Origin of the sequence: Legionella moravica DSM 19234, from assembly GCF_000423305.1 — a bacterium.
Taxonomy (GTDB): Bacteria; Pseudomonadota; Gammaproteobacteria; order Legionellales; family Legionellaceae; genus Legionella; species Legionella moravica.
This window is the reverse complement of the sequence record NZ_AUHS01000008.1, coordinates 142,404-167,818: the sequence shown is the minus strand read 5'-3', so window position 1 is coordinate 167,818 and position 25,415 is coordinate 142,404. Positions and strand designations below refer to the sequence as shown.

Sequence of the window (25,415 nt, the reverse complement as noted above, 5' to 3'; positions counted from 1 at the left end):
CTTAGCCAACCCGTTGAATTCCATTTTCTGTAAAAGGAGTTGCAACATTAGTTATTGATAATAGTAAACTTATAAAATATTCATATATTATAATAAGATACACAAATTATTGTATCAACTTTGCTGTTGATTGCCTATTAAAAATATCAGATTTTAGGTATTTGGAACAGCGGAATTTTGGGGGGATTATCTGGACGTGTTGGCGTTTTGCCTTTACCACCTGGGTTTTCAGGCTTGTTTTTTTCTTTTTATGCTATCTTTATTCAGGGTTAATGCCGCAGAAATTAGGAATGCAGAACGTAATTTTAGTGTAAGAGAGAGTAGCAACTGTCCTGAATGTTAATTCAAGACAGTTGCTACGTTTAAAAAAGTAAGGATCATTCAGGGATAAGCCGAGGCTCTTAGGGGAAGGAATTGTCAACAGCAACTAATGGTTTTACATAAGATGCAAATAATAATAACATTGAGCGCTTTCTATAAATTAGATTTTATCTTTTAATAAAAGATTTGTTCTCATTATAATACGCCTCATATCCTTGTGTTCAGTATTATTCCAAATTTGAGGTAAACCACAAATGCAACTCATTCCTTCTCAACTACTTGTCGATGCACTCGATGATTTCGAAGTGAGAAAAACAGTAATCGAGGATTTGACCCTGACTCCTGCTGGTGATGAACACAGTTATTCTAAATGGATCATGGCATTTTGGCTTGGGTCAAGTGTAACACGCAACTTTTTATTCAATTCGTTCCGTACTGACGTAGAAGCCATACGTCCCTATTTGGATTGGGGATACTTTTGCATCCTCACTATAGACCGCCATATGAGTTTGCTTCAAAAAGAAAGCACAGCTTATCGCGTATTACATCATATTGCGATTCGTTTTTTTCTTAATTTCAATGAGCACTTTTCAAGCCTTCAACTGGCACCCAAAGTTATTTTCTATCCTTTGATCTATGGGTTTGGTGATTTGACGACTATCTCTGATGGTACTCCTGTGGACAACCAAATAGTTAAAAGCGCGAAATCACTTTGTCTGGAAATGCTGTCTCAATTAATGAGCTGGGCAAAAACTCCACCCTCTATATCCCCCGTAACGACAAAACCTCTCTTTAGTCAATTTAGTAAATCAGTTTTTAGTTTATCAACGTTTAAGCAAAATATTACCAGACTTCTTACATCCAACTGCCTGCCTCTTCATGCCTTTCCTATTGAGTCTTTTTTTTATGGAAGTCCGGTCGTTTCATACAAATTTTTATTACCTGGGCATGATGGTGTGCTTCTTGAAGGAGTGCAGCTGCGACATAAAGAGAAAAATTTTGATACCACGGTACTGGTTCTGGTTGGTCAAGTGCCCATTGAACATGTCTATATAAACCAGATTCAACAAAATTTGCCTGACTTCTTCAATGCCGAAGTTATATTAATTAATCATCGTAATTTTTCTCTTCATTCAAGCAAACGTGCTGACAGACTTCAGGACATTGCTTTGGATATTATTTCATTCGCCAAGCATGCAGTCTCACCCGAAAAATCGTTGGTTTTATATGGCATGTGTGGAGGTGCAGGACCTATGATTTTAGCTGCAGAACGGTTAATGAATCAGCAGATTCCTTTCAAAATTATTATTGATAGATTTGCTGAAAGTTACAGTTCATTTTTGAGTTATAAAACGCTGAAGCGACGCATGGGCCTGCAACAACAGATCACACATGAGGTGCCATGCCTGCCTCTATTTCTTTGGGTACTGCTTGATATTGCAGCATATTGGCTTATTGTCTTTGCCTTATACTGCGCACGAACTCCCAATCGGTTTGATGTCATTGTCCATCAGATACCCGATGCTGATTTGTTGATATTGCAGGCAAAAGGGCCAAAAACACTGCAGCCACCGTTTTTTAAAATACTGAAACCGGACAGTCCCAAAGTTTTATCTGAACTAAGGCCTGCATATATCGACTTCGTGGTACATCCTGATCATGATTTGAGAACTACTTTTAAAAAACAAAGAGACCAAAAAAAACTGGTGCTGAAAACATTAAAGAGAGATTCCTTGAAGCTAGCCTACAGCGCTACCTGTTTTCCATTTTTGGAGTCTGTGTTTCAGCGCTTTTCGGATTTTTTTGATGGATGTCTTCAATCTATTTCCAATGAAAAATTGACATTGAACTGTGCTGATAACTATAGTATACAGCCTATTGACATTCACGGTATTCCTTTAACGTTTCTTACCACCCGAAACCATACTCCCATCAGTAGATTTATCTATGGCTTTTATTCCAAGCCTGCAATGCCTTCTATTGACTCCATTCACTTGTTAAACAAGGCAATGGAAGAGGCACTTATACAGACCTTACGTTCCAATCATTCTGATGAAAATTCTCTAGATATTCAGCAATTTAAATCATTTTTGAGTGTTTTTTTAAATGGCATAAAAAACAATGCCAGTTTAATTGGAAATCTGGCCGACCGACTTGCTGTTGCAGGTAAGCATAATATCGTCAGTATTATTCAAGACTTACATCATTGTGTACAACAGGTTCATCCGCATGAACTTCAGTGTACTTAATTCAAGGTATAATCTGCAGTTTGGGGGTAGTAAAGGGGGTAATCAGGCTCACAGTTTTCTCCGTTTACCCTGGAGAAAACCGTGATTCAATGTCATTTAAATCCGAAGTAATTGAAGTATACCAATACTGAATTGCTCGTTAGGAAGCTTGTGGGCCAGCTTTCTTTTCCTCTTCCACTTCTTCCACTTCTTCCACCTCTTCCGCAGGAGGATTAATTCTATGCTGGTCTCTAATTTCTTTTATTGCTTCTTTTACAGAACTATCTTTAGAGGTTTTGATTGCTGGTGGATTTATATTGGATAGCTCATGTTTTATCTCAGCAGCCCGATTCCTTATTCTGTTGAATGTTTCAGGATCGTCCTTAAAGATTTCTTCAAATTTTAGTTCTTTTCCGGTCTTGTCTCGAATCACAATTTTATCCAGCTCAAAACCAGCTCTAACCGAGCCTTCAACTGCTTGCCTTGCTCGTTCCATCAGAGTTTCAGGATCTTCAATTTCGATAGTCCAGGAGATCTTATCGTTTCCCTGGGCTCTGATTGCTTGCGAAACCAGTAAAAAATCAGTGAGGGGTTTTTGGGCCAGGCTTTGATAGTATCTTGGGCTTATAATGTCGAAGTGAAATTTAAAAACACCAGGCTGAACCTGCTCAATCTCCATGCCAGTCATCGATTTAAAGGATTTGATGTCTTCCAATTTGGCGTGAGCCATTTTTACTTTAGCGGCGGTATCATCATAGCTGGCTATAGCGGCACTTGGTGTATTAGCAGGAATTTGCCGGCTTCGTCTATTTTCTTCAGCGATAGCGTCGAGCATTGCAACATTGTCTTGATTGGCTTTTTTTATTGTTTCAATCATGCCCATTTGTCGGTATTCTTCTGCAGAAGCCTGATGCAGTTTATTCATTGAGTCCGACGTGGATTTATCAAATTCTGCCAATTGTTTTTTTTGTGCGGCAGAAAGATCCTTGAGCATATTGGTTTTGATATCATTAATTTTTTGATCCACATCCGGATCAGTTGAAGCAATGTTGAACGCGGTCATCAAGTTATTTTGAAATTCTAATTGATCAAATTGTGCCGTTAATTTTTGTGTATCTTGATCCTGTTGCGCTCTAATCGCCGCTCTTGCTTTATCAATGTAGTATTTATATGTCTCTAATACCGCTTCCGCGCCAAAATTTTCATTGGGGATACGTTTTATTAACTCCCTGAACGTCGCAGAATTTTCATTAAATTTCATCATTGCTTTAGCATACTCATCGCTGGTAGTAAGAGCAGTAGTGATTGAGTTTTTTGCTGCTTTAGCTGCCTTGGAAGCTTCATCATTGGAGCTGTCATTCATTTTATCAAGAAGCGTAGCTCCGTACGGCCCTTTGGCTTTAACCGGTATCTCATCATTGTCAGTAGTTCTTTGTTGATCCAGTTTTTTAAATGCGCCGCTAGCGAACGAAGGGTTATTTCCCAAACCGATTAGATTGCGGTAGGTTTGACCAAGGTTGTCGATGGCTGTAGGAGACAGTTTATTTAAATACTCATTGGACAATAGATGTTTGCCAATTAAAGGTATTCGAGAAAGCAGAGGACCAGGCATATTTATCACCAAATGATAAGTTGTGTTATATGAAGTATATCATGATTTAATTAAGAAAAAATTAAGTTGGTGTTCAGGATATGTCCCCTTGACTGGAAGGGGAATATCCTGAATTTCGTCGGCTCTACCTGGTACATGAAGAGGCTGTAATGGATTATCAGTGCATTAATTACCAGGCTGGTATTGCAGAATCACCAAAAAGCTCTTTAGCTTTTGCTTTGACTTCGTCTGAGTTTAGCGCTTTTACAAACAATTCCAGTTGAGGTCTCTTTTGCGTGTCCTTGCGAATCACGATAATATTGGCATAAGGGGAATCTTTGCCTTCAGTAAACAATGCATCTTTACCTGGATTTAATCCTGCTGGCAAAGCAAAGGTGGTATTGATGACTGCGGCAGCAACATCGGGCAATACTCGAGGCAGTTGAGCGGCGTCCATTTCTTTAAACTGTAATTTTTTGGGATTGCTCTCAATGCTGGGCAAGCCTGAATTGGTAGCATCCTTTACGGTGATTAACTGAGAGTCTTCCAACAATAAAAACGCCCTCATTTCATTACTTGGATCGTTGGGTACTGCAATAATGCTGTTTTCCGGGATGTCTTTTAGAGATGTGTATTTTTTCGAGTAAATACCCATGGGGTAAACAAAGGTTCGTCCTATGGCCTGAAGGTTATATCCATGCGCAAGAATGGCGGCTTTCAGGTAAGGTAAATGCTGGTACACATTGGCGTCCAGACTGCCATCCTGTAAGGCTTCATTAGGCAAATTATAATCATTGAACTCAACAATTTTTATCGTTAATCCATATTCTTTTTCAGCGACCTCTTTCGCTGTTTCAATAAGCTCTGTTTCAGGCCCGGCAATGGTTCCTATGACTAAAGTATTCGGTGAGGGTTTGCTGCTGCATGCAACAAGACTTAATATTAAAATAACGTAACTTAAAATTCGCATCAGGGATCTCTCTATTAGTGGTGTAAATACCGTTTAGCCAAGTAGTCTCCTCCCATTTGCATGAGTTGAACTAATATAATCAAAACGACTACTGTTGCTATCATGATACCGGCGTTAAAGCGTTGATAACCATAGTTTATAGCCAAAGTTCCCAATCCGCCAGCTCCTACTGTTCCTGCCATTGCAGAGTAATTTACCAGGGTAATCGCAGTGACCGTAATGGCATGAATTAAGCCGGATCGAGCCTCAGGCAACAAGATATGCTGGATTATCTGGCGAGTACTGGCTCCCATTGCATAACCGGTTTCGATCAGACCGGACGGTAAACTCTGGTAGACATTATCAACAAGTCGTGCAAAAAATGGGGTGGCTCCAAGAGTTAAGGGAACTATAGCAGCATTCATTCCAATTGATGTACCAACGAGAAGGCGCGTTAAAGGAATAATAGCCACTAATAAAATAATAAAAGGGATGGAACGAAATATGTTAATTAATGCTGACAGCAATTTGTGCATCTTGGGATTGGGTTTGATACGTTTGCTAGAATAAAGCAAAGTGCCTAATGGTAATCCCAGCAAGACAGCAAAGAAAGTGCTGGTGATCACCATATAAAGGGTTTCACCAGTTGCATTGAGTAAATCATAAACCATTGGGTAGGACATAACCTAAGATCTCCACAGTTAAACCGACTTGCTTACAGCGCTCCAGGAATGCTTCGAGCAATAATGGGTTTGCAGTTAATTCAACGACCAGGACTCCGCAAGTAACTGAATCAAAGCGATCAATATTGGCCAATAATATATTGATGTCTATGTTGAGTTCCCGACTGGTTTGACTTATAAACGGAACAGTTGCTTCTTCACCCTGAAAAAATAAACGCAATAAGGGTTTATCCGTTGCGTAGTCAGCGATTCGGTTGGTCAGGCAAGCAGGCAATTCCGGACTGAGTTGAGCATAAAGCATCGTGCGTGCCAGACTGTCCGGGTTGTTAAATACATTCGATAGAGCAGTCGTCTCCGCAATGGAACCATTGATCATAACGGAGAGTCTGTTGCATATGCGTTTCACTACGTCCATTTCATGGGTAATGACCACGATCGTAATGCCATAGAGGCTGTTGATTTTTTTTAATAAGGTCAGAATTGAATCTGTTGTTTCAGGATCAAGGGCTGAGGTTGCTTCATCACAAAGGAGTATTTTGGGGGAGCAGCTTAAAGCGCGTGCAATCGCTACCCGCTGTTTTTGTCCGCCGCTGAGCTGTGATGGATAAGCAAGTCTTTTATCGGTTAATTCGACAACAGGCAATAATTCATTGATTTTGTCATTGATGGTTTCCTCATCCATTCCCTGAATACGCATGGGCAAGGCAATATTGTCATAAACATTTTTCGAGTTTAATAAATTAAAATGTTGGAAAATCATGGCAATTTTATGTCGAGCTAACGCCAGTTCTTTTCTGGACAGAGTCATCAGGTTTTGTCCGTCAATAAGGACATTTCCATGGTCAGGCCGTTCCAGTAAATTAATGCAGCGTAATAAAGTAGATTTTCCAGCGCCACTTTTACCAATAATACCGAATATCTCACCTTCCTGAATAAATAAATTAATATCTTGAAGGGCTGGTTTGCCTGAGAAGGATTTAGTTACTCCACACAATTCAATCATAACAATAACCTGGAATATGCTGCGGAAGACCTAGAGGGGTGTAAGAGACTGCCCGCTTTAGCCGTATTTTCAAAAAAGGTTACTCTTTTGAGCGTCCGCAAGCTGAGTTTTCAAATCGACGCCAGCGCACAGTATACACGATTCGCAGATGTAAACAAAGCGGTATGTCACTGTATTATTTGACCATTCAGTCAAAAATATAATATAGACCTTTGCTCTATAAAGGGACTACACCGCTGTGCTGTTTGAGGTACACCACCATGATTGCCTAATTCATTAGCTCAGTCCTGTTTTTAAAATACTCCAAAGCGTGCGGGTTGGCCAGGGATTGAATGTTCTGCACTGGTTGCCCGTGAACTATCTGCCTGACTGCTATTTCTACTATTTTGCCACTGATGGTGCGTGGAATATCATTAACCTGGAGTATTTTAGCGGGGACATGCCTGGGCGACGCATTTTCCCGGATGGTGTGTTTAATGGCTTGAATCAACTCCTCATCCAGGATGACTCCTTCTCGTAATTTAACAAACAACACAACCCGAACATCATCCTGCCAATCCTGGCCGATGACGATACTGTCTATGACGGCATCCACTTTTTCAACCTGTCTGTAGATTTCAGCAGTTCCTATTCGAACTCCGCCAGGATTTAGCACCGCATCTGAGCGTCCATAAATGATTAGACCCTGGTGTTCTGTAATTTCGGCAAAATCACCATGTGCCCATACGCCAGGAAAACGAGCAAAATAGGCATTAGTGTAGGCTACTTTATCCTTGTCCTTCCAAAATCCTAAAGGCATGGATGGAAATGGTTTCGTACACACTAATTCGCCACGGGTTTTTATAACCGAATGTTCTTCTTCATCAAATACCTCTACTGCCATACCCAGCCCGATACATTGTAATTCGCCTCTGTATACAGGAAGTATTGGGTTACCCAATGCAAAGCAGGAGATAATATCGGTGCCACCAGAGATGGAACAGAGCTGGAGGTCATTTTTAATGTGTTCGTATACGAAATCATAATTTTTGGGAAGCAAAGGTGAGCCTGTTGAGAGAATGCACCTTAATCGGGACAGGTTGCATTCATCTTTTGGCTTGATACCTGCTTTTTCAATTGAGGAAATAAATTTCGCGCTGGTTCCAAAGACGGTAATACCTTCTTCCTCAATTAATTTGAATAATCGATTGGTCTGAGGGTAGGTAGGAGATCCTTCATATAGAGTGAGAGTAACGCCCAGCGCAAGAGCGGAAACAGTCCAATTCCACATCATCCAGCCACAGGTAGTATAAAAACATAAATTATCCGTATCTCGTAAATCAGTATGCAAGCCCAGTTCTTTAATATGCTGTAGCAGTGTTCCGCCTGCTCCATGAATAATACATTTAGGTTTTCCAGTAGTACCTGATGAAAACAGAATATACACGGGGTGATCAAAAGGGAAGGGTTCAAATTCGCATTGGGTGACAGGCTTTATAAAATCGTTCCAATATAGAGCGTTGGGTACTTCAGTGAGATTTATTTTTTCACGGATGTTGGGACAAACCACGATTTGTTTTAGTGAGGGAATTGCTGCATTGAGCTGTATAATTTTTTCAGCACCGCTATGGATTTTTCCCTGATATTGATGACCATCACAAATAAACAGTACTTTGGGATCAATTTGTCCCAGACGATCAATTGCGGCCTGAGCTCCAAAATCAGGTGAGCATGACGACCAAATGGCTCCCAAGGAAGTGGTTGCCAGCATAGCGATAATAGTTAAAGGTATATTCGGCATTAGAGCCGCGACTCGATCACCGGCAATCACTCCAATTGCTTTAAGTCCAGCAGCGCACTTGGCTACTTCAACGTATAATTGCTCGTAGCTGAATACTTGTTTTTCATTATTCTCGTTAATGCTGATTAAGGCTGGGTGAGCATCTCTGCGGGATAATAGCTTTTGAGCAAAGTTAAATTGCGCACCACTAAACCATCGAGCATCCAGCATGGATTCATAGTAATTCAGTATCTGATGAGGCGGTGTATCAAAATTCAGCTTAAAGAATTCGCATAGCGTGCTCCAGAATGATTCGGGGTGTTTGATAGACCACGTGTGGAGATCTTGATAGTTTTCGAATATCTGGCAATGTTTTTCTGCTGCGAACAGCATAAATTGCCCCATTTGTGAATTTTTGGGATTTTTTGGAGTCCATATTAGTTCATTCATGAATTGTTCTCTCTTGCTCTGTACTTCCCTGAATTGCCCTTTTGGCGGAAATCAGGCCGTGATGTATCGTGGTTGTTAATTACAGGGATTCGCCAATAATGCATTTGCGACTTTGGATTGATTTTTACGTCCCAAAAGCTTACAAATCATATCTCCGGCAGCTACGATTTTAAATATATCTACCCCGGTGTTTATTCCTAAGCCGTGCATCAAGTAAAGAACGTCTTCTGTAGCAACGTTACCACTGGCTCCTCGGGCATAGGGACACCCTCCAAGACCTGCTACGGAGCTGTCAAAACGATATACTCCATAGTGCAAGGATGCATAGATATTCGCAATAGCCTGGCCGTAGGTATCATGAAAATGCATGGCCAGTCGGTTTAAGGGCATGAGTCGTAGAATTTTGTCTAATACTAATTGGGTTTGCCTTGGTGTTCCCACACCGATAGTATCTCCGAGAGAAATTTCGTCTACCCCCAGATCAAGTAATTTTTGGGTTACCTCAGCGACCATATCGGGCTGCACTTCACCTTGGTAAGGACAACCCAGAACACAGGAAATGTATCCTCTTACTCGGATTTTGTTGCTTTTTGCCATGTCGAGTACAGGTTTGAATCGTTCAATGCTTTCCTGAATGGAGCAGTTGATGTTTCTTTGGTTAAATAATTCACTTGCCGCTGTAAATACAGCAATTTCACGGACCCCTGCATCAAGTGCTTTAATCATGCCGCGTTCATTTGGAACGAGTGCGGAGTAAGACACGGAAGGATTTTTTGAAATTGATCGAAAGACCTGTTCGCTATCTGCTAATTGCGGTATGGCTTTGGGAGAAACGAAACTGGTTGCTTCAATATGCTTAAGGCCGGTTTGGCTGAGCTTATTAATGAGTTCAATTTTGTGTTCTGTGGACACAAAAGAGGATTCATTCTGCAGGCCATCACGAGGACCTACTTCTATTATTGTCACGTGTTGAGGATAGTCCATAATAATCTCAGTAGTTTATGACTCAGATTCACTGAGTGATATCAATTCAGCTCCTTCACTTACCTGTGCACCTACTGCATAGAATACATCCAGTAGCACCCCATCAACTGGAGCATGAATTGTGTGTTCCATTTTCATTGCTTCCAGAATTATTAAACGTTCACCGGCCTTTACTTGTTCACCGGTTTTTTTCAGGACAGCAACAACTGTTGCGGGCATGGGGGCTGTTAATTGGCCTTTATGCAGTGTTGCATGCGCGTCCAGCTTATTCCAGCGAAACCGTTCTATGCTGATTTGTCCTTGCTCAGAATATAAAATTAAATGCTGTTCTGAATTATCAACCGTAGCGTGGTAATGGTGTTTGTTTGCTTCGATGGTGAGTTTATTTTGAACACGGTGTGCGGTGATCTGGTGTTCGTCATCATTTAAGTTGAGGGTGAAACGTGTATTGTCAATTGGGGTAATACGCGCTTCAGTAATGACACCATCCTGGTGATAACGCCAGATCCAGTGTCCCTGAATGTGCATTTGCCATGCGAATGCATCTTTAAGCAGGGGATCATTGATGTTGTTAACTGTATCTAAATAGTCATAAGCAATGGCCATTTTTAACGCTAGATGCCGATCAGGAGTTGTTAAATGAATGTGCTCTTTGCTTAAAAAATCAGTGCTCAGCTCAGCGTTTGTAAATTTTGGATGTTGGCAGATGGCTTGCAAAAAGGGGATATTGGTTTTTACTCCGCCAATAAAATAATGCGACAGTGCCTGATTCAAGCGATGGAGTGCTTCCTCTCGATTATGTCCCCAAGCGATCAATTTTGCGATCATGGGATCGTAATACATGGTAATTTGAGAGTTCAGTTGGACACCCGTATCGATGCGAAGTCCTTCTCCTGATGGTTCTTGAAGAAAATTCAATTGCCCTATGGATGGGATAAATCCATTAAATGGATCCTCGGCATAGATACGGCATTCGATTGCATGTCCTCTTGCCTTAATGTCATTCTGCGTCAAAGGAAGAGGCTCATTGGCTGCGATTTTAAATTGCCAGGCAACCAAATCAATCCCCGTAATCATTTCTGTGACAGGATGTTCGACCTGGAGACGCGTGTTCATTTCCATAAAATAGAATTGCTCTCTGTCATCAACCAGAAATTCAACAGTACCTGCGCCTCGGTAATTAATCGAGCGTGCCACTTCACAGGCTGCATCAGCTAATCTTTGCCGCATAGAGTCGGTTAAATTGGGAGCAGGGGCTTCCTCAATTATCTTTTGGTGCCGACGTTGAATCGAGCAATCTCTTTCAAACAGATGCACAACTGCCCCATGATTGTCAGCGATTACCTGTAATTCAACATGGCGAGGATTAAGTACCAGCTTTTCAATGATCATGGTGTCATCAGCAAAACTGGCCAAAGATTCTCTTTTGGCTCCAGCCAGACAATCGCTAAATTCGGTTTCGTCATAAACGGCTCTCATTCCTTTACCACCGCCGCCATTGGCTGCTTTTATCAGTACTGGAAATCCAATTTTTTTGGCTTCTTCCAGTAGTTTGGCTTCTGACTGTTCCAGGCCGTGATAGCCGGGAGTTAATGGCACATTGGTATTTTCCAACATTTGCTTGGCTAACTGTTTTGATGCCATAGCCTCCATCGCTTCAATGGAAGGACCTATAAAGACAATTCCAGCCTGTTCACAAGCTTTGGCAAAGCCGGGGTTTTCTGATAAAAATCCATAGCCAGGGTGTATTGCCTCAGCTCCACAATCTTTTGCTGCTTGAATAATGTGTTCAATATTCAAATAGCTGTCTTTAGCTGCAGCTTCTCCAACGTAACAGGCGCTATCAGCCAATTGCACGTGCAGGCTGTTTTTATCTACAGAAGAGTAAATTGCTACGGTATGAATACCCATGGATCGCGCTGTTTTTATGATTCTACAGGCTATCTCACCTCTATTAGCAATTAGAATTTTATTAAACATGCAAGTTCCTAGTTCCAGTTAGGTGTTTCTTTATTTAAAAATGCCTGCAGACCTTTTTGTCCTTCAGCTGATGTTCTCTTTTGAGCGATTAGTGTAGCAGTGTAGTGAACCAGTTGTTCATCAATGTCTTTGTTTGCAACATACCGCGCCAGATTTTTGGACATTGTCACGGCCTGCGGGGCATTATTAATGATTTGTTTGGCATAATTGAGTGTAAAGTCCATTAAGCTATCGTCTGGAACAAGATGCTGCACTAAATTGAGCGATAAGGCACGAGCGGCATCAAAAATTTCGGCAGTCATAAACAGCATTTGTGCTGTTCGTTCTCCAACAGCTTTTACAACATAAGGACTTATAACGGCAGGAATCAACCCTAATTTAACTTCTGAAAAACAAAAGCGGGCTGAATGTGCTGCGACTGCAATGTCACAGGCTGCAGCAAGTCCTGCCCCTCCACCAAACGCAGAACCATGTATCATGGCAATTGTGGGTTTAGGGCATTGATTCAGAGAGTACATTAGCCTGGCAAGTATCATCGAGTCGTTCAGATTTTGTTTTTCATCGTAAGCAATCATACTTTGCATCCACGCTAAATCCGCGCCAGCACAAAAATGTTTACCATTTGCTTTAAGCACAATAACCCTTACTGTGTCATTATTGATTGCTGCATCCAGTCGAATCTGCATCTCCTCGAGAAGATGATTATCAAAAGCATTATGTTTGTTCACACGATTGATGGTTAATAAACACATCTGATCGTGAATTTCACTAATAAGGTCGCTCATGAGTTTAATTCCAGTTACATACGAAAAACGCCAAAATGCGTGGATTCAATAGGTGCATTTAAGGCTGCCGATAAACCAAGACCCAGAATCATTCGTGTATCCTGGGGAGCTATGACCCCATCATCCCAAAGTCTTGCACTGGCATAATAAGGATTACCTTGAGTTTCATATTGAGATCGTAGTTGATTTTTAAAGTGCTCTTCCTCTTCAATAGGCCAGACTTTACCTTGTTTTGCATATTTTTCGCTGTTGACCTGTGCTAGCACATTGGCTGCCTGTTCTCCGCCCATGACTGAAATACGAGAATTAGGCCAGGTCCAGATAAAGCGAGCATTGTAGGCGCGTCCACACATGGCATAGTTACCAGCCCCGAAGCTTCCGCCTACAATCACCGTAAATTTCGGTACATTTGCATTCGCTACAGCGGTAACCATTTTAGCACCGTGTTTGGCAATTCCAGATGCTTCATATTTTGAACCAACCATAAACCCGGTTATGTTCTGTAAAAAGATTAATGGAATTTTGCGTTGGCAACACAACTCGATGAAGTGACTTCCTTTTAAGGCGCTTTCACTGAATAGTATTCCATTGTTAGCGATGATACCAACCGGATATCCATACAAACGTGCAAAGCCACACACCAGCGTTGTGCCGAACAGTGCTTTAAATTCATCAAAATCGGAACCATCAACCAATCGGGCGATGATCTCCCTTATATCAAAAGGCTTCCTGGGATCTGCAGGGACTATTCCATTGAGTTCTTTGGTATCGTACACTGGCTCAACGGTTTCAGTACGCGTAATCGTTTCAATTTTTTTCCGATTTAAATTCCCTATGGCAATTCGTGCAAGATGGAGGGCGTGAGCATCGTTTTCAGCATAATGATCCGCAACACCTGAATGCCTGCAATGAACTTCTGCTCCACCTAATTCTTCAGCGCTAATAACTTCTCCTGTAGCCGCTTTAACCAAAGGAGGGCCCCCTAGAAAAATTGTTGCCTGATTTTTTACCATAATGGATTCATCTGCCATAGCAGGAACATAGGCTCCACCAGCAGTGCACGACCCCATTACAACAGCAATTTGAGGTATATTTCGTGCTGACATTTGAGCTTGGTTAAAAAATATACGGCCAAAATGATCTCGATCCGGGAATACCTCATCCTGGAGAGGCAAAAAAGCACCACCGGAGTCCACCAGGTAGATGCAGGGTAACTGATTGATTAGAGCGATTTCCTGTGCACGCAAATGTTTTTTTACCGTGAGAGGATAATAAGTTCCCCCCTTTACAGTTGCATCATTGACCACAATAACGCACTCAACGCCAGATACTCGTCCTATACCGGCAATGATCCCTGCGGCTGGAATGTTGTCTTCATAAACCTGATAGGCTGCCAGTTGCGACAATTCAAGAAACGGGCTTCCAGGGTCTAACAATTGTTGCAGCCTTTCTCTGGGTAATAATTTGCCATGTTTTAAGTGGCGTGTGCGGGCATTTTCATCACCGCCTAACGAAATCTCATTGATTCTTGAGCGCAGTTCATCCACCAATGCCTGCATTGCTGCTTGATTGTCTTTAAAATCCTGACTTGCGGTGTTGATTTGACTGATTAGTTGTGCCATGCCTGAATCCTTAACGTATCAAAATAACGCTCAAAACGATGATAGTCCAGATCACCCAGACAATAGCAATAAAATGAGGCATTTCTCGACCTTTAATTGCTCTGTAAAGAAGGGCGGGTATCCCCGTAATAATGATTGGCATTAACATTAACACCAAAACTTTTCTTATAATTAATCCCCAGCCAGTCTGACTGAATATTGGAGTCAGTTTCAAGTTTATATAGGTGAAGAACAGATCTATATAAACAATAAGTAGGTGGGCATATCTGGCGAAAACTACTACCAGAACACTGAGTAGCAGATATATGAGACTTTGTCGTAGCATGTACATCCTTTATTTTTATTATTAACTATGTACCACAATTCAAAAAACACCGTAACTGGTGCATTCAGGGTGATTGCCAATCTAAAAGATGCACAGAGTTATCTGTGATTTTTTAGTTTGGAAATCACCCAGCCAGCACTCAGAGCGGACCATTCACAATGGTTCAGCATGAGTGGTGAATGTTGGTGTTTTTATAACAGTTCAATAGCCATTGCTGTGGCTTCACCACCGCCTATGCACAATGAGGCAACACCACGTTTTTTGCCTTGCTGTTTCAATGCATGCATTAGGGTAACCAGAATGCGCGCACCCGAAGCTCCTATAGGGTGACCCAACGCACAGGCACCACCATGAATGTTAACCTGTTCCGGGTTCAATTCAAGTTGTGTTATCGCAGCCATGGCTACTACTGCAAAGGCTTCATTTATTTCATAAAGATCAACATCATTTTGATTCCAGGATGCCTTGTTCATTACTTTACGAATGGCATCTACTGGAGCGGTAGTAAACCATTGAGGAGCCTGAGCGTGGCTAGCATGAGCAACAATTCGTGCCAAAGGTTTCACTCCACGTTTTTCTGCGTTGGCTGCGCTCATCAGTATCAAGCTCGCGGCTCCATCGGAAATAGAGCTGGAATTAGCCGCTGTAACTGTGCCGTCTGACTGGAATGCTGGTTTTAATTGGGGAATTTTACCCAGTTTTGCTGGATCAGGACCTTCATCCACGCTTACTGTGATGTCACCTTTACGGGTCGTTAAGGTAACAGCGGCAATTTCATCAGCAAATGCACCGCTTTCAATTGCTTTCAGCGCATTGGTCATGGAACGGATTGCAAATTCATCTTGCTGTTCTCTGGTGAACTTGAAATGTTTGGCTGTTGCTTCTGCAAAACAACCCATTAATTGTCCTCTTTCATAGGCATCTTCGAGTCCGTCCAGGAACATATGATCTTTTAATTCACCATGACCTAGTCGATAACCGGAACGCGCTTTTGCTAATAAATAAGGAGCATTACTCATGCTTTCCATACCGCTTGCCAGGATGACCTGAGCAGAGCCTGCCTTGATCAAATCATGCGCGAGCATAGCCGCTTTCATTCCAGAACCACACATTTTATTGATGGTTGTTGCTCCAGCAGAATTGGGTATTCCCGCTCTGATTGCTGCTTGCCTTGCTGGTGCCTGGCCTATTCCTGCCTGAAGGACGCAGCCACTGATGACTTCGTCAATTTCAGCAGGTGCAATTCCTGATTGTGCCAGTGCTGCCATATGTGCCACAGCGCCTAACTCTGGTGCTGAAAGAGCTGACAGAGTACCTAACATTCCACCCATGGGAGTCCTTTTTGCTGCAACTATTACTACATCATTCTGTTCCATGTCACTATTCCTTATGCAGTTTCTTTAAAAAGTTCACGACCTATCAGCATTCTTCTTATTTCAGAAGTGCCGGCTCCGATTTCATAGAGTTTCGCGTCACGTAACAATCGCCCTGTAGGGTATTCATTAATGTACCCATTACCACCCAGAGTTTGAATTGCCTGTAGCGCCATTTGTGTTGCTTTTTCAGCAGTATACAGAATAACACCCGCTGCATCTTTACGACTTACCATCCCGCTATCGCAGGCTTTTGCTACAGCATACAAATACGCTCTGGACGCACTAAGATCAGTGTACATATCGGCTAATTTACCTTGAATAAATTGAAATTCACCAATTGCCTGATCAAATTGTTTGCGTTCATGCACGTAAGGAAGAACTACATCCATACAGGCTTGCATAATACCCACCGGTCCTGCAGCAAGTATTGTTCGTTCGTAATCAAGGCCACTCATTAATACTCTGACGCCCTGGTTTATTTCCCCAAGTACATTTTCAGCAGGCACTTCACAATGCTCGAAAACCAGTTCACAGGTATTCGAACCTCTCATCCCCAACTTGTCTAACTTTTGAGCTGTTTTAAAGCCAGTCATTCCTTTTTCGATAATAAACGCAGTAATGCCCTTACTTGCAGCCTGTTTGTCGGTTTTGGCATAGACCACCAGAACGTCTGCATCCGGCCCATTGGTAATCCACATTTTGGTACCGTCCAGGATGTATCTATCACCTGATGAGCGTGCCTGAAGTTGCATGCTGACTACATCAGAACCTGAGTTGGATTCACTCATGGCCAGGGCGCCAATGTATTCACCGCTTATAAGCTTAGGCAAATACTTCTCTTTTTGCGACTTATTTCCGTTTAAATAGATTTGATTCACACAGAGATTGGAGTGAGCACCGTAGCTTAATCCTACAGAAGCGGAGGCTCTGGAAATTTCTTCCATGGCGATGGCGTGAGCAAGGTACCCCATATTGGCTCCGCCGTATTCCTCACTGACCGTGATACCTAATAAGCCTAAATCACCTAACTTTCTCCATAAATGATTTGGAAAGGTATTCGTTTCATCAATTTGAGCAGCAAGGGGAGCGATTTCTGAGCGAGCAAACTGATGGACAGAGTCTCTTAACATGTCATAGGTTTCACCCAATTGATACTTTAGTCCGTTGTGCATGGATTCTATCCTGTTGATTTTACAAATACACAAGACTATACCCAATCGATTCGGCAATGTCTATTCACTGACAGTTTCTAACACAGTGTATTTTAAAAAGACTCTTTACCAAGGTTAAAAAATAACCTAATCTTAAGCCGGAACGAAACTTAATTGATTGCTGTAAGTTTTACCTGAATTCAGGGTAGGGTAATCTGCAATGAAATTGAGCACAGAATTCAGGTTTATATAGGAGAGCTGCTCATGCGTAATCTGGTTTTATGGGGTCACGGTGTTGATGAATATCAAGAAATGTTTGATCTGTCAGACAGTGAAATTAATTCTAAAATTTTAGAATATGGATGTGGACCCAGTGCAGTGAATTCTCAGCTAGCGCAGAGGAGTATTGAGGTAGTCAGTTGTGATCCTTTGTTTGTTCTTGACAAGGATACCTTGTATTCAAAGTCGGTGATGATTTTTTCTCAAATGGCTGAAGAAATTAAAGCGGAACAGGAACATTTTGATTTCACTCGCAGCGGTGGTTTTGAACAGTTGCTTGCAGCAAGAAAAAAGGGGTTTGAACAGTTTTTTGCTGATTACCGACAGGGTAAGACTGAGGGACGGTACCTTGGTGTTACAGATGTACAGCTCCCTTTCGCAGATTTTTCATTTGATTTTGCTTTATGTTCTCATTATTTATTTGCTGATCTTGATAATCAAACGGTTGATTTTCATTTGAATGTGATCCGTGAACTGGCTCGAGTGGCAAAGGAAGTCAGGATATTTCCTTTGATAGACAAAGAGGGCAAAACTTCCTCATTTCTGGGGCCTGTGTTACTTGGTCTTCAACAAGACAATTTTGGAATTGAAGTGCGAGAAGTTGCTTTTCATTTACAAAAATCTGGAAATGCCATGTTACGAGTATGGGCTCAGCAATGTATCGTATAAATGAAATAGGGTATCGAATCAAACAAAGACCCTTTTCCGGAGTAGTTTTATGTATTCAATGATACGACCCTTGCTTTTTAAGTTGGACCCTGAAACAGCGCACCATTTAGCTTTATCTGCCCTGGATCATCTGCCTGGATGGTGTTTCAATAAAATTGAAGGCAAGCCTGTCAATGCAATGGGGCTTCAGTTTCCACATCAAGTCGGATTGGCTGCTGGTCTGGATAAAAATGGAACTCATTTGGATGGCTTGGCTAAACTTGGATTTTCATTTATCGAAGTAGGAACGGTCACTCCACGGCCTCAACCCGGTAATTCAAAACCACGATTATTTCGCTTGCCTGAGGCTCAGGCAATCATTAACCGAATGGGTTTTAATAACCTGGGAGTAGATGCTTTAGTTACTCATGTTAAAACAGCACAGTATAAGGGAATTTTAGGGATCAATATTGGCAAGAACAAGGACACTTCATTGGCTGATGCGGCCAAAGATTATTGCTATTGTTTGCAAAAAGTTTATGGGCATGCATCTTATGTAACCATTAATATTTCTTCACCGAATACCCCTGATTTACGGGAGTTGCAGAAGGGGGATTATCTGACTCAATTGTTATCTCAGTTGCAGAATGAGCAATTGAAACTTGAAGAGCAGCATCAACGGCATGTACCTTTGGTTGTTAAGGTATCGCCGGATGAAGACGACGAAACGTTAAAACTGATGACTGAAGTGATATTGAGTCATGGAATTGAAGGAATTATCGCTACAAATACTACCTGTAGTCGCGATGGGGTTAAGAACTTGCCTTATGGAGATGAACAGGGTGGGTTGAGTGGAAGGCCCGTAGAAGAATTATCGACTCGATGTTTGGCGTTATTAAAAAAATATGCGGGTGACGCGATTACATTAATAGGTGCAGGCGGTATTAATAGTGTTGACAGTGCTCAAAAGAAAATTGCAGCAGGCGCCACTTTGGTACAGATTTATTCAGGATTAATTTATCAAGGACCTGGTTTGGTCAATCGAATTATCTCAGGATTGAGTGATGCATGATGTTCATCACTAAAGAATTAACCGCACGCATGGAGCGGTGCATTAAACAAACTCATATAGAAGTTACCAGACAATACGCATCAGGAGCAATATTAGATGTTAACGGAGGCGCCGCGTGCTTTTCAGGGTTTGATTCGTTTTTATCTCAGGTTGTTGGTTGGGGGTTTCGTACCAAATCCAGACATTTTAAGACGGAAATTGAAATCATAGAGCATTTCTATAAAGGACTGGGGCATTCACGCGTTGATATTGAGCTATGCCCCTATGTGGGTAATGATTTAATCGGATTTTTGAGCGAACGAGGCTATCGCGTAAGCGAAATAAATAATGTTTCAGCATTGGATTTGTCCTCTTTCAAAAGTGAAGGATATTGGGACAGCCCCTACGAAATGAGAGTGGTTAGCTCTGATGAGGTCCATCATTGGGCTCGTCGAGTCGCTATGGGTTTTGGCTATCCTGAGGCTCAAGAGCAGTTTACTCATTATGCCAATGCTAAAGGAGTTACTGCTTTTGGGGTCTATGATGAAGGTGAGATTATTGCCGGAGCTACAGTAGCCATGCATGAGGATGTCTGTGATTTGGGTGTTACCAGTACGTTACCAGCATATCGAGGTAAAGGTTTGCAAAAAAAACTGTTGATGATTCGATTAAATTTTGCCAGGCAGCATGGATTGGTAATGGCCACTGTAACCACGGAGCCAGGAACGATTTCTGATTTGAACGTTCAAAAATCGGGGTTTCGATGTGCCTATACACGTATTAAATTGACCCGAGATGAATTGGCTTAATGTCCGGTGGTCATGGAATTGGTACACAATAGCTGGAGCAACTGATTATTCCCCCTGTCTTCAATGTCATCCTCTTTTCTTATTTTGTCCATCCATTTGAGATGTTCTGATCAAATTAAACTATAATAGTATTTAATTAGAGTCGTTTGATTAAAATTTCTCCTTTTGGATCGGATATGGAAATACAATCATTTCAATATATTATTGGGCAAGGATGGAGTTTAGATGCATTTCCTGATTTGGACTCAGAGCAGACTTTGGTGCTGGTGTTTGCTTCCCCTGAATTGATACATCACAGGGCCCCGATTCTCGAACTTGCAAAAGCTTACCCCAATTCGAAGTTAATAGGGTGCTCAAGTGCTGGTGAGATTTTTGCTTCCAGGCTGCTTGATCAAAGCTTGTCCGTTGCTGTTGTGCGATTTGATAATACATTGATAAAAATTGCCAAGGCGAAAGTAGAGCATGTTAAAGAGTCTCATAGCACGGGCATTTCAATCGCACAACAGTTAAAAGCCCCCGATTTGAAGAGTATCTTTGTTTTGTCCGACGGGTTGAGCGTTAATGGCTCTGAATTGGTTAAGGGGCTAAATACAGTTGCAGAAGATACAAATCTGGTTATTACAGGTGGTTTAGCTGGTGATGGTAGTCGTTTTAAACAAACCTGGACTGTGCTTGGTGGTGAAATCCTGACTCGTTATGTCGTTGCAGTTGGTTTTTATGGTTCTCATATTCATATTGGCCATGCGTCAAAAGGTGGATGGGACAAGTTTGGCCCCGTCAGACGTGTGACTCGTTCAGAATCCAATGTCCTGTATGAACTGGATTATCAACCCGCCTTACATCTATATAAAGAATACTTAGGCGAAAAAGCTTCTGAATTACCTTCCTCAGGGCTGCTTTATCCCTTAGCAATCAGAGAACTGAGTGGTACTGAAAGCATACAATTAGTACGCACAATTTTAGCTGTTGATGAGCAGGAACAATCCCTGATCTTTGCTGGAGATATTCCTACCGGTTGTCATGCTCAATTAATGCGGGCCAATTTTGATCGGCTTATTGAGAGCGCAAATGAAGCAGGTCAACTAGCCAATCATCGAATGTTGAATGATCATTTGGACACTCTTGGTCCCTTATTGGCTATTGATATTAGTTGTGTCGGTAGACGATTGCTTCTGGGGGAGCGAACTGAGGAAGAGATTGAATCCGCTTTGATTTCCTTGCCTAAAGGGTCAACCCAGATTGGCTTTTATTCATATGGTGAATTATCACCATTTACTGTGGGTAAATGTGAGCTTCACAATCAAACCATGACCATTACTACCTTTTATGAAAGTTAGCGGCTATTTGCTAACCGCTATTTTGTATGAGCCTTCTGCAGGATGCCGCTTTATGGAAATGGAACAAATGAATAATGGACAGGGGTACAGGGGCACTGCCATTAAGTGAAGGTATATTTGTAAGTTGGGCCAAGGCTCAACCTACATTTTAAAGTGAATTTTTCTTAACTTAATGGCAGTAAGGTACAGAAGCTGGCTGTTTTATACTAAGTTTAACATGAAGAGTTTATATGGATATTCATAAATTACTACTAAGACAACTCGAAAAAGTAAGTCTTTCCGTTGATAAGAAACCAGAAACGGAAGAACAATGGCTCACCTTTCTTACACGGATTAATAATTCTTATAACGAGGCTGACCAGGAACGCTATATGCACGAGCGTTCAATAGAAATTTCATCGCGCGAAATGATGAACTTGAACAAGAAACTTGAAAATGCGCAAAACATAGCAAAACTGGGTTACTGGACCTATGACGGCATAACGGATCATGTGATTTGGTCAAAAGAGCTGTTTTTCTTGTTTCATCTCAATCCTCTTGATAAGGCACCCACGTATAAAGAATTTATTGACCTGGTGCATAAAAAAGATCGGTACGAATTGGTTAACAAAATTGAAACAGCGCTAAATGAGCGAGTGGATTATGAGTGTGACGTCAGGGTACGAAATCCTGATGGGGAATATCGCTGGTATAAGATTGCCGGCCGTTGTCAGGAAGGTGAAAAACAACTCGAAGGCATTGTTATGGACATTCATGACGATAAGATTGCTAAGGAACAAATTCAAGAGTTGAATCAGCAGATTTCATCTACTGCACGAAGAGCCGGAATGGCCGAGGTAGCTGCCATTATTCTGCACAACATTGGAAATATATTAAACAGCTCGAATGTCTCTATTACCTTGGTGAAAAACCGATTGTGTCAACAATACAAGCACAAATTATTAAAAGTGCTTGAAATGATACTGCAACACGAAAATGACCTGGTTGCTTATCTGTCGTATGACGAAAAAGGGAAGCTAGTTCCCACTTATATTGTGTCACTTTCCAAATTGATCTTAGAGGATTATAAAAAAAATCTATCAGAAGTAAACAATCTGATGAATGATCTGAAACACATTTCTCAGATAGTGGACATGCAAAAATCTGTTAGCGGTACATCGAGTTTAAGCGAGAAAGTGTATTTACCCGAAGTTATTGATATGGCATTGAATATGTCCATGACCAGTCCAATAACTGAATCAATCGAGATTGTAAAAGAATTCGAGGAATGCCCGTTGGTGGATACAGATAAATCCAAATTATTACAAATATTGGTGAATATAATTCAAAATGCACGCGATGCAGTTCTGCATAGTCAATTAACTCATTATAAAGAAATTATTCTTGGAATAAAAAAAACAGATGATGTTGTTTATATATCAGTCCAAGATAATGGAATAGGCATAAATCCCGATAACATCAATCGAATTTTTTCTTTTGGGTTTACTACCAAGGTCAATGGGCATGGTTTTGGATTACATGGTGCGGCATTATCGGCGAGAGAAATGGGTGGCTCGCTTCAGGTTGAAAGCGCAGGAGAAGGGCTGGGGGCTCAGTTTATTTTATCATTGCCTTTAATCATGAGTTGTCGCGGGAATACAGGAGGATATCATGAGTGAAGTAGAGCTTCATATTATGATTATTGATGATAATCCAGCCATTCATCAGGATTTTATTAAAGTCTTGACGTCTACAACCCTGGTTGACCAGGTTAGTGATTTGGATAAACAATTATTTGATGATGACGAATCTTCTTCCGATGATAACGAACTGTTTCATTCATTGCCGAAATTTATATTTGAAACGGCTTACCAGGGAAAAGAGGGTGTAGAAAAAATTAAAAATTCACTCAAGGAGGGGCTTCATTACTCTTTAGCCTTTGTTGACATCCAAATGCCTCCAGGATGGGATGGAATTGAAACAATCAAGCACATGTGGGATGTCGATCCGGATATTCAGGTAGTTATCTGTACCGCCTATTCAGATTATACCTGGGAAGAAACAGTTAAAGAATTGGGAATAGGTGATAATTTTTTAATTTTAAAAAAACCTTTTGATTTGGTATCAGTAAGGCAGCTTGCTTGTGCACTGACCAGAAAATGGGCGCTTGCACAAGCTGCCAAGCGAACTACTGAACTGTTACAAAACACCATTGCAGAACGGACTGAATCATTACAACAATCCTTGTCTTTGCTGCGTTCTACCATCGAATCGTCTGCAGATGGGATTCTTGTTGTCGACTTGCATCGAAAAATCATTGATTTTAATACCAAATTTCAGCAAATATGGAATATTCCACAATCCATGCTGGACAGTAAAAACGGTGAGTTAGTCAGTGACTATATGCTCAATCAAGTCCAGAAAGCCAAGAATTATCTTGCCCAAATTAACCATCTGGAACACGCTATTGAGGAAGTCAGTAGAACTACCGTTCATTTAAAAGATGGCACTATCATGGAGTGTTATTCTCAACCTCACTATTTGAATAATAAAATAATTGGGCGTGTATGGAGTTTTCGCGATATTACCGAGCGAGCGAATCTTGAGCGGAAACTGGAATATCAAGCCTCTCACGACATGCTCACTGGATTACCAAACCGCACCTTAATCAGTGATCGAATTCAAAATTTAATCGAGTATTCGCAACGAAATTCAAAACGCTTTGCGATTTTGTTTTTTGATTTGGATCGATTCAAATTAATCAATGATAGTTTGTCCCATGAGGCTGGTGATAACTTATTGAAATTAGTCGCTGCGCGATGGGAACATCTTTTGCGTAAGGAAGATAGCATCGCACGCATTGGCGGTGATGAATTTGTCATGATCGTTCGTGATTTTTCAAATGATGACAGCGTCATTACAGTTGTTGATAAAATTATTCAATCACTCCATGAACCATTCAGGCTTGGGAAGCGAGATGTGACGATTTCAACCTCAATAGGAATTAGTGTTTATCCCAAAGATGGCACTACAGTTAAAGCATTAATAAAGTGTGCAGATTTGGCAATGTATCTGGCTAAAGAGCGGGGTGGAAATCAATTCCAATTTTACAATGAACAGTTAAATGATCATGCGGATAAAACCCTTAAATTGGAGAATGAATTACGCCAGGCGCTATCAAATAATGAATTTAGAATATTTTATCAGCCACAATTTGATATGGAAAATCGCTGTCTGTTGTCTGCAGAAGCATTAATTCGGTGGCAACATCCGCAAAAAGGCTTGCTGCTTCCTATGGATTTTATTCCGACAGCTGAAGTTTCTGGATTGATCATACCAATAGGTGAGTGGGTAATCAATCAAGTCTGTCAGCAAATAAAAAAATGGCATGATAAAGGTCTTCCCTGGACCCGAATAGCTGTCAATGTTGCAACCCAACAACTCAAACAAGTTAATTTTGACACGGTGATTAAAGAAATACTAAAGAAACATCAGATTGATCCACAGTATCTGGAATTAGAGATAACGGAAAACGTGGTCATTACGAATGTGGATATAATCCGCATGATTCAGCAATTAAAAGAGATTGGTGTCAAAATTGTGCTTGATGATTTTGGAACAGGAAATTCCAGTTTAAATTACTTGAAACATTTAAATATTGATCGATTGAAAATCGATCAGTCCTATATCCAAAATATTACCGCTTCCCGAAGCGATGAAGTGATTATCGAAGCAATCATTGCCATGGCTCGTAGTTTTAATTTTAAAGTGCTTGCTGAAGGGGTGGAAACCTTCACTCAAATGGACTATTTGAAAAAGAAAAATTGTGATGAAGTTCAGGGATACTTATTTAGTGAGCCCATTACAGCAAGGGAGCTAGAAAAATATCTAAAATAATAAGGTCCTGATAACGGGCTTATTTATTGGATTGTACATTCGAGAAAAAGTCAGTCAAGCAGTGTCTTTCTCTTGTGCACAAGGCACTGCAAAGCCCTATTTGGCTCATCTTGAGCAAAAAACCCGCACACAAATCTGATTGTTCCCCAAGGCTCCATATTTATGACCAAGAGTCAGCTCGTAGTGTTGGGTTCAGTGAGCGAGTTCT

The 25,415-nt window shown here is 41.2% G+C and carries 19 protein-coding genes; 7 read left to right on the top strand and 12 right to left on the bottom strand.

Translation table 11 applies throughout. The features are described from left to right. The first annotated feature begins 575 nt into the window (after positions 1-575). Positions 576-2,570: a hypothetical protein gene (locus G543_RS0102225; RefSeq protein ID WP_028383083.1), complete on the top strand. Its 1,995-nt coding sequence runs from the start codon at positions 576-578 to the stop codon at positions 2,568-2,570. 139 nt (positions 2,571-2,709) lie between these two features. On the opposite strand, the gene G543_RS0102220 is transcribed toward G543_RS0102225, so the two are convergent. The 12 genes from G543_RS0102220 to G543_RS0102165 form a co-directional block, all read right to left on the bottom strand. Beyond that, the gene (locus tag G543_RS0102220) at positions 2,710-4,161 is read right to left on the bottom strand and encodes a hypothetical protein (RefSeq protein WP_028383082.1); all 1,452 of its coding nucleotides are present in this window, start codon (positions 4,159-4,161) and stop codon (positions 2,710-2,712) included. A gap of 169 nt (positions 4,162-4,330) precedes the next feature. Then, positions 4,331-5,110, bottom strand: coding sequence for a MetQ/NlpA family ABC transporter substrate-binding protein (locus G543_RS0102215; protein WP_035921230.1), 780 nt, complete (start codon positions 5,108-5,110; stop codon positions 4,331-4,333). 14 nt (positions 5,111-5,124) lie between these two features. Continuing rightward, entirely contained in the window at positions 5,125-5,772 is a 648-nt protein-coding gene (locus G543_RS0102210) for a methionine ABC transporter permease (protein ID WP_028383080.1), read from the bottom strand. Then, positions 5,750-6,775, bottom strand: coding sequence for a methionine ABC transporter ATP-binding protein (locus tag G543_RS0102205; protein WP_028383079.1), 1,026 nt, complete (start codon positions 6,773-6,775; stop codon positions 5,750-5,752). Before G543_RS0102205 ends, G543_RS0102210 begins: the two co-directional genes overlap by 23 nt. A gap of 268 nt (positions 6,776-7,043) precedes the next feature. Then, a complete protein-coding gene (locus G543_RS0102200; RefSeq protein ID WP_028383078.1) occupies positions 7,044-8,984 on the bottom strand; it encodes an acetoacetate--CoA ligase in 1,941 nt (646 codons plus the stop codon). Positions 8,985-9,059: 75 nt separating this feature from the next. Further along, the gene (locus G543_RS0102195; RefSeq protein ID WP_028383077.1) at positions 9,060-9,968 is read right to left on the bottom strand and encodes a hydroxymethylglutaryl-CoA lyase; all 909 of its coding nucleotides are present in this window, start codon (positions 9,966-9,968) and stop codon (positions 9,060-9,062) included. 15 nt (positions 9,969-9,983) lie between these two features. Next, entirely contained in the window at positions 9,984-11,948 is a 1,965-nt protein-coding gene (locus G543_RS0102190) for an acetyl-CoA carboxylase biotin carboxylase subunit (RefSeq protein ID WP_028383076.1), read from the bottom strand. An 8-nt stretch (positions 11,949-11,956) separates the two neighbouring features. Continuing rightward, positions 11,957-12,733: an enoyl-CoA hydratase-related protein gene (locus tag G543_RS0102185; RefSeq protein WP_028383075.1), complete on the bottom strand. Its 777-nt coding sequence runs from the start codon at positions 12,731-12,733 to the stop codon at positions 11,957-11,959. Between the two features lie 14 nt (positions 12,734-12,747). Continuing rightward, entirely contained in the window at positions 12,748-14,355 is a 1,608-nt protein-coding gene (locus G543_RS0102180) for a carboxyl transferase domain-containing protein (RefSeq protein WP_028383074.1), read from the bottom strand. A gap of 10 nt (positions 14,356-14,365) precedes the next feature. Then, the gene (locus G543_RS0102175; RefSeq protein ID WP_028383073.1) at positions 14,366-14,680 is read right to left on the bottom strand and encodes a hypothetical protein; all 315 of its coding nucleotides are present in this window, start codon (positions 14,678-14,680) and stop codon (positions 14,366-14,368) included. Between the two features lie 191 nt (positions 14,681-14,871). Then, a complete protein-coding gene (locus tag G543_RS0102170; RefSeq protein WP_028383072.1) occupies positions 14,872-16,056 on the bottom strand; it encodes an acetyl-CoA C-acyltransferase in 1,185 nt (394 codons plus the stop codon). Between the two features lie 11 nt (positions 16,057-16,067). Continuing rightward, complete coding sequence (locus tag G543_RS0102165; RefSeq protein ID WP_028383071.1) at positions 16,068-17,228, bottom strand: isovaleryl-CoA dehydrogenase; 1,161 nt, start codon at positions 17,226-17,228, stop codon at positions 16,068-16,070. Positions 17,229-17,471: 243 nt separating this feature from the next. Between G543_RS0102165 and G543_RS0102160 the strand changes: the two genes are divergently transcribed. The 6 genes from G543_RS0102160 to G543_RS0102135 all read left to right on the top strand — a co-directional run bounded on the left by G543_RS0102160 (position 17,472) and on the right by G543_RS0102135 (position 25,207). Further along, positions 17,472-18,155 (top strand): class I SAM-dependent methyltransferase, encoded by a 684-nt coding sequence (locus G543_RS0102160; RefSeq protein WP_028383070.1) that lies wholly within the window; start codon positions 17,472-17,474, stop codon positions 18,153-18,155. 49 nt (positions 18,156-18,204) lie between these two features. Beyond that, positions 18,205-19,206: a quinone-dependent dihydroorotate dehydrogenase gene (locus G543_RS0102155; RefSeq protein WP_028383069.1), complete on the top strand. Its 1,002-nt coding sequence runs from the start codon at positions 18,205-18,207 to the stop codon at positions 19,204-19,206. Then, complete coding sequence (locus G543_RS0102150; RefSeq protein WP_028383068.1) at positions 19,206-19,994, top strand: GNAT family N-acetyltransferase; 789 nt, start codon at positions 19,206-19,208, stop codon at positions 19,992-19,994. Before G543_RS0102155 ends, G543_RS0102150 begins: the two co-directional genes overlap by 1 nt. A 176-nt stretch (positions 19,995-20,170) precedes the next feature. Further along, positions 20,171-21,331, top strand: a complete 1,161-nt coding sequence (locus G543_RS0102145; protein WP_028383067.1) for an FIST signal transduction protein — start codon at positions 20,171-20,173, stop codon at positions 21,329-21,331. A 230-nt stretch (positions 21,332-21,561) separates the two neighbouring features. Further along, positions 21,562-22,989, top strand: coding sequence for a sensor histidine kinase (locus G543_RS0102140; RefSeq protein ID WP_028383066.1), 1,428 nt, complete (start codon positions 21,562-21,564; stop codon positions 22,987-22,989). Then, positions 22,982-25,207 (top strand): EAL domain-containing protein, encoded by a 2,226-nt coding sequence (locus tag G543_RS0102135; RefSeq protein WP_028383065.1) that lies wholly within the window; start codon positions 22,982-22,984, stop codon positions 25,205-25,207. The genes G543_RS0102140 and G543_RS0102135 overlap by 8 nt, the downstream gene beginning before the upstream one ends. Positions 25,208-25,415: the final 208 nt, after the last annotated feature.

What these genes read in the sequence shown, in the direction of transcription:
- G543_RS0102160 (WP_028383070.1), top strand. Translation starts at nt 17,472, where the DNA reads ATGCGTAATCTGGTTTTATGGGGTCACGGTGTTGATGAATATCAAGAA.
- G543_RS0102155 (WP_028383069.1), top strand. Translation starts at nt 18,205, where the DNA reads ATGTATTCAATGATACGACCCTTGCTTTTTAAGTTGGACCCTGAAACA.
- G543_RS0102145 (WP_028383067.1), top strand. Translation starts at nt 20,171, where the DNA reads ATGGAAATACAATCATTTCAATATATTATTGGGCAAGGATGGAGTTTA.
- G543_RS0102135 (WP_028383065.1), top strand. Translation starts at nt 22,982, where the DNA reads ATGAGTGAAGTAGAGCTTCATATTATGATTATTGATGATAATCCAGCC.
- G543_RS0102225 (WP_028383083.1), top strand. Translation starts at nt 576, where the DNA reads ATGCAACTCATTCCTTCTCAACTACTTGTCGATGCACTCGATGATTTC.
- G543_RS0102170 (WP_028383072.1), bottom strand. Translation starts at nt 16,056, where the DNA reads ATGGAACAGAATGATGTAGTAATAGTTGCAGCAAAAAGGACTCCCATG.
- G543_RS0102140 (WP_028383066.1), top strand. Translation starts at nt 21,562, where the DNA reads ATGGATATTCATAAATTACTACTAAGACAACTCGAAAAAGTAAGTCTT.
- G543_RS0102215 (WP_035921230.1), bottom strand. Translation starts at nt 5,110, where the DNA reads ATGCGAATTTTAAGTTACGTTATTTTAATATTAAGTCTTGTTGCATGC.
- G543_RS0102205 (WP_028383079.1), bottom strand. Translation starts at nt 6,775, where the DNA reads ATGATTGAATTGTGTGGAGTAACTAAATCCTTCTCAGGCAAACCAGCC.
- G543_RS0102150 (WP_028383068.1), top strand. Translation starts at nt 19,206, where the DNA reads ATGTTCATCACTAAAGAATTAACCGCACGCATGGAGCGGTGCATTAAA.
- G543_RS0102180 (WP_028383074.1), bottom strand. Translation starts at nt 14,355, where the DNA reads ATGGCACAACTAATCAGTCAAATCAACACCGCAAGTCAGGATTTTAAA.
- G543_RS0102165 (WP_028383071.1), bottom strand. Translation starts at nt 17,228, where the DNA reads ATGCACAACGGACTAAAGTATCAATTGGGTGAAACCTATGACATGTTA.
- G543_RS0102210 (WP_028383080.1), bottom strand. Translation starts at nt 5,772, where the DNA reads ATGTCCTACCCAATGGTTTATGATTTACTCAATGCAACTGGTGAAACC.
- G543_RS0102175 (WP_028383073.1), bottom strand. Translation starts at nt 14,680, where the DNA reads ATGCTACGACAAAGTCTCATATATCTGCTACTCAGTGTTCTGGTAGTA.
- G543_RS0102190 (WP_028383076.1), bottom strand. Translation starts at nt 11,948, where the DNA reads ATGTTTAATAAAATTCTAATTGCTAATAGAGGTGAGATAGCCTGTAGA.
- G543_RS0102195 (WP_028383077.1), bottom strand. Translation starts at nt 9,968, where the DNA reads ATGGACTATCCTCAACACGTGACAATAATAGAAGTAGGTCCTCGTGAT.
- G543_RS0102220 (WP_028383082.1), bottom strand. Translation starts at nt 4,161, where the DNA reads ATGCCTGGTCCTCTGCTTTCTCGAATACCTTTAATTGGCAAACATCTA.
- G543_RS0102185 (WP_028383075.1), bottom strand. Translation starts at nt 12,733, where the DNA reads ATGAGCGACCTTATTAGTGAAATTCACGATCAGATGTGTTTATTAACC.
- G543_RS0102200 (WP_028383078.1), bottom strand. Translation starts at nt 8,984, where the DNA reads ATGAATGAACTAATATGGACTCCAAAAAATCCCAAAAATTCACAAATG.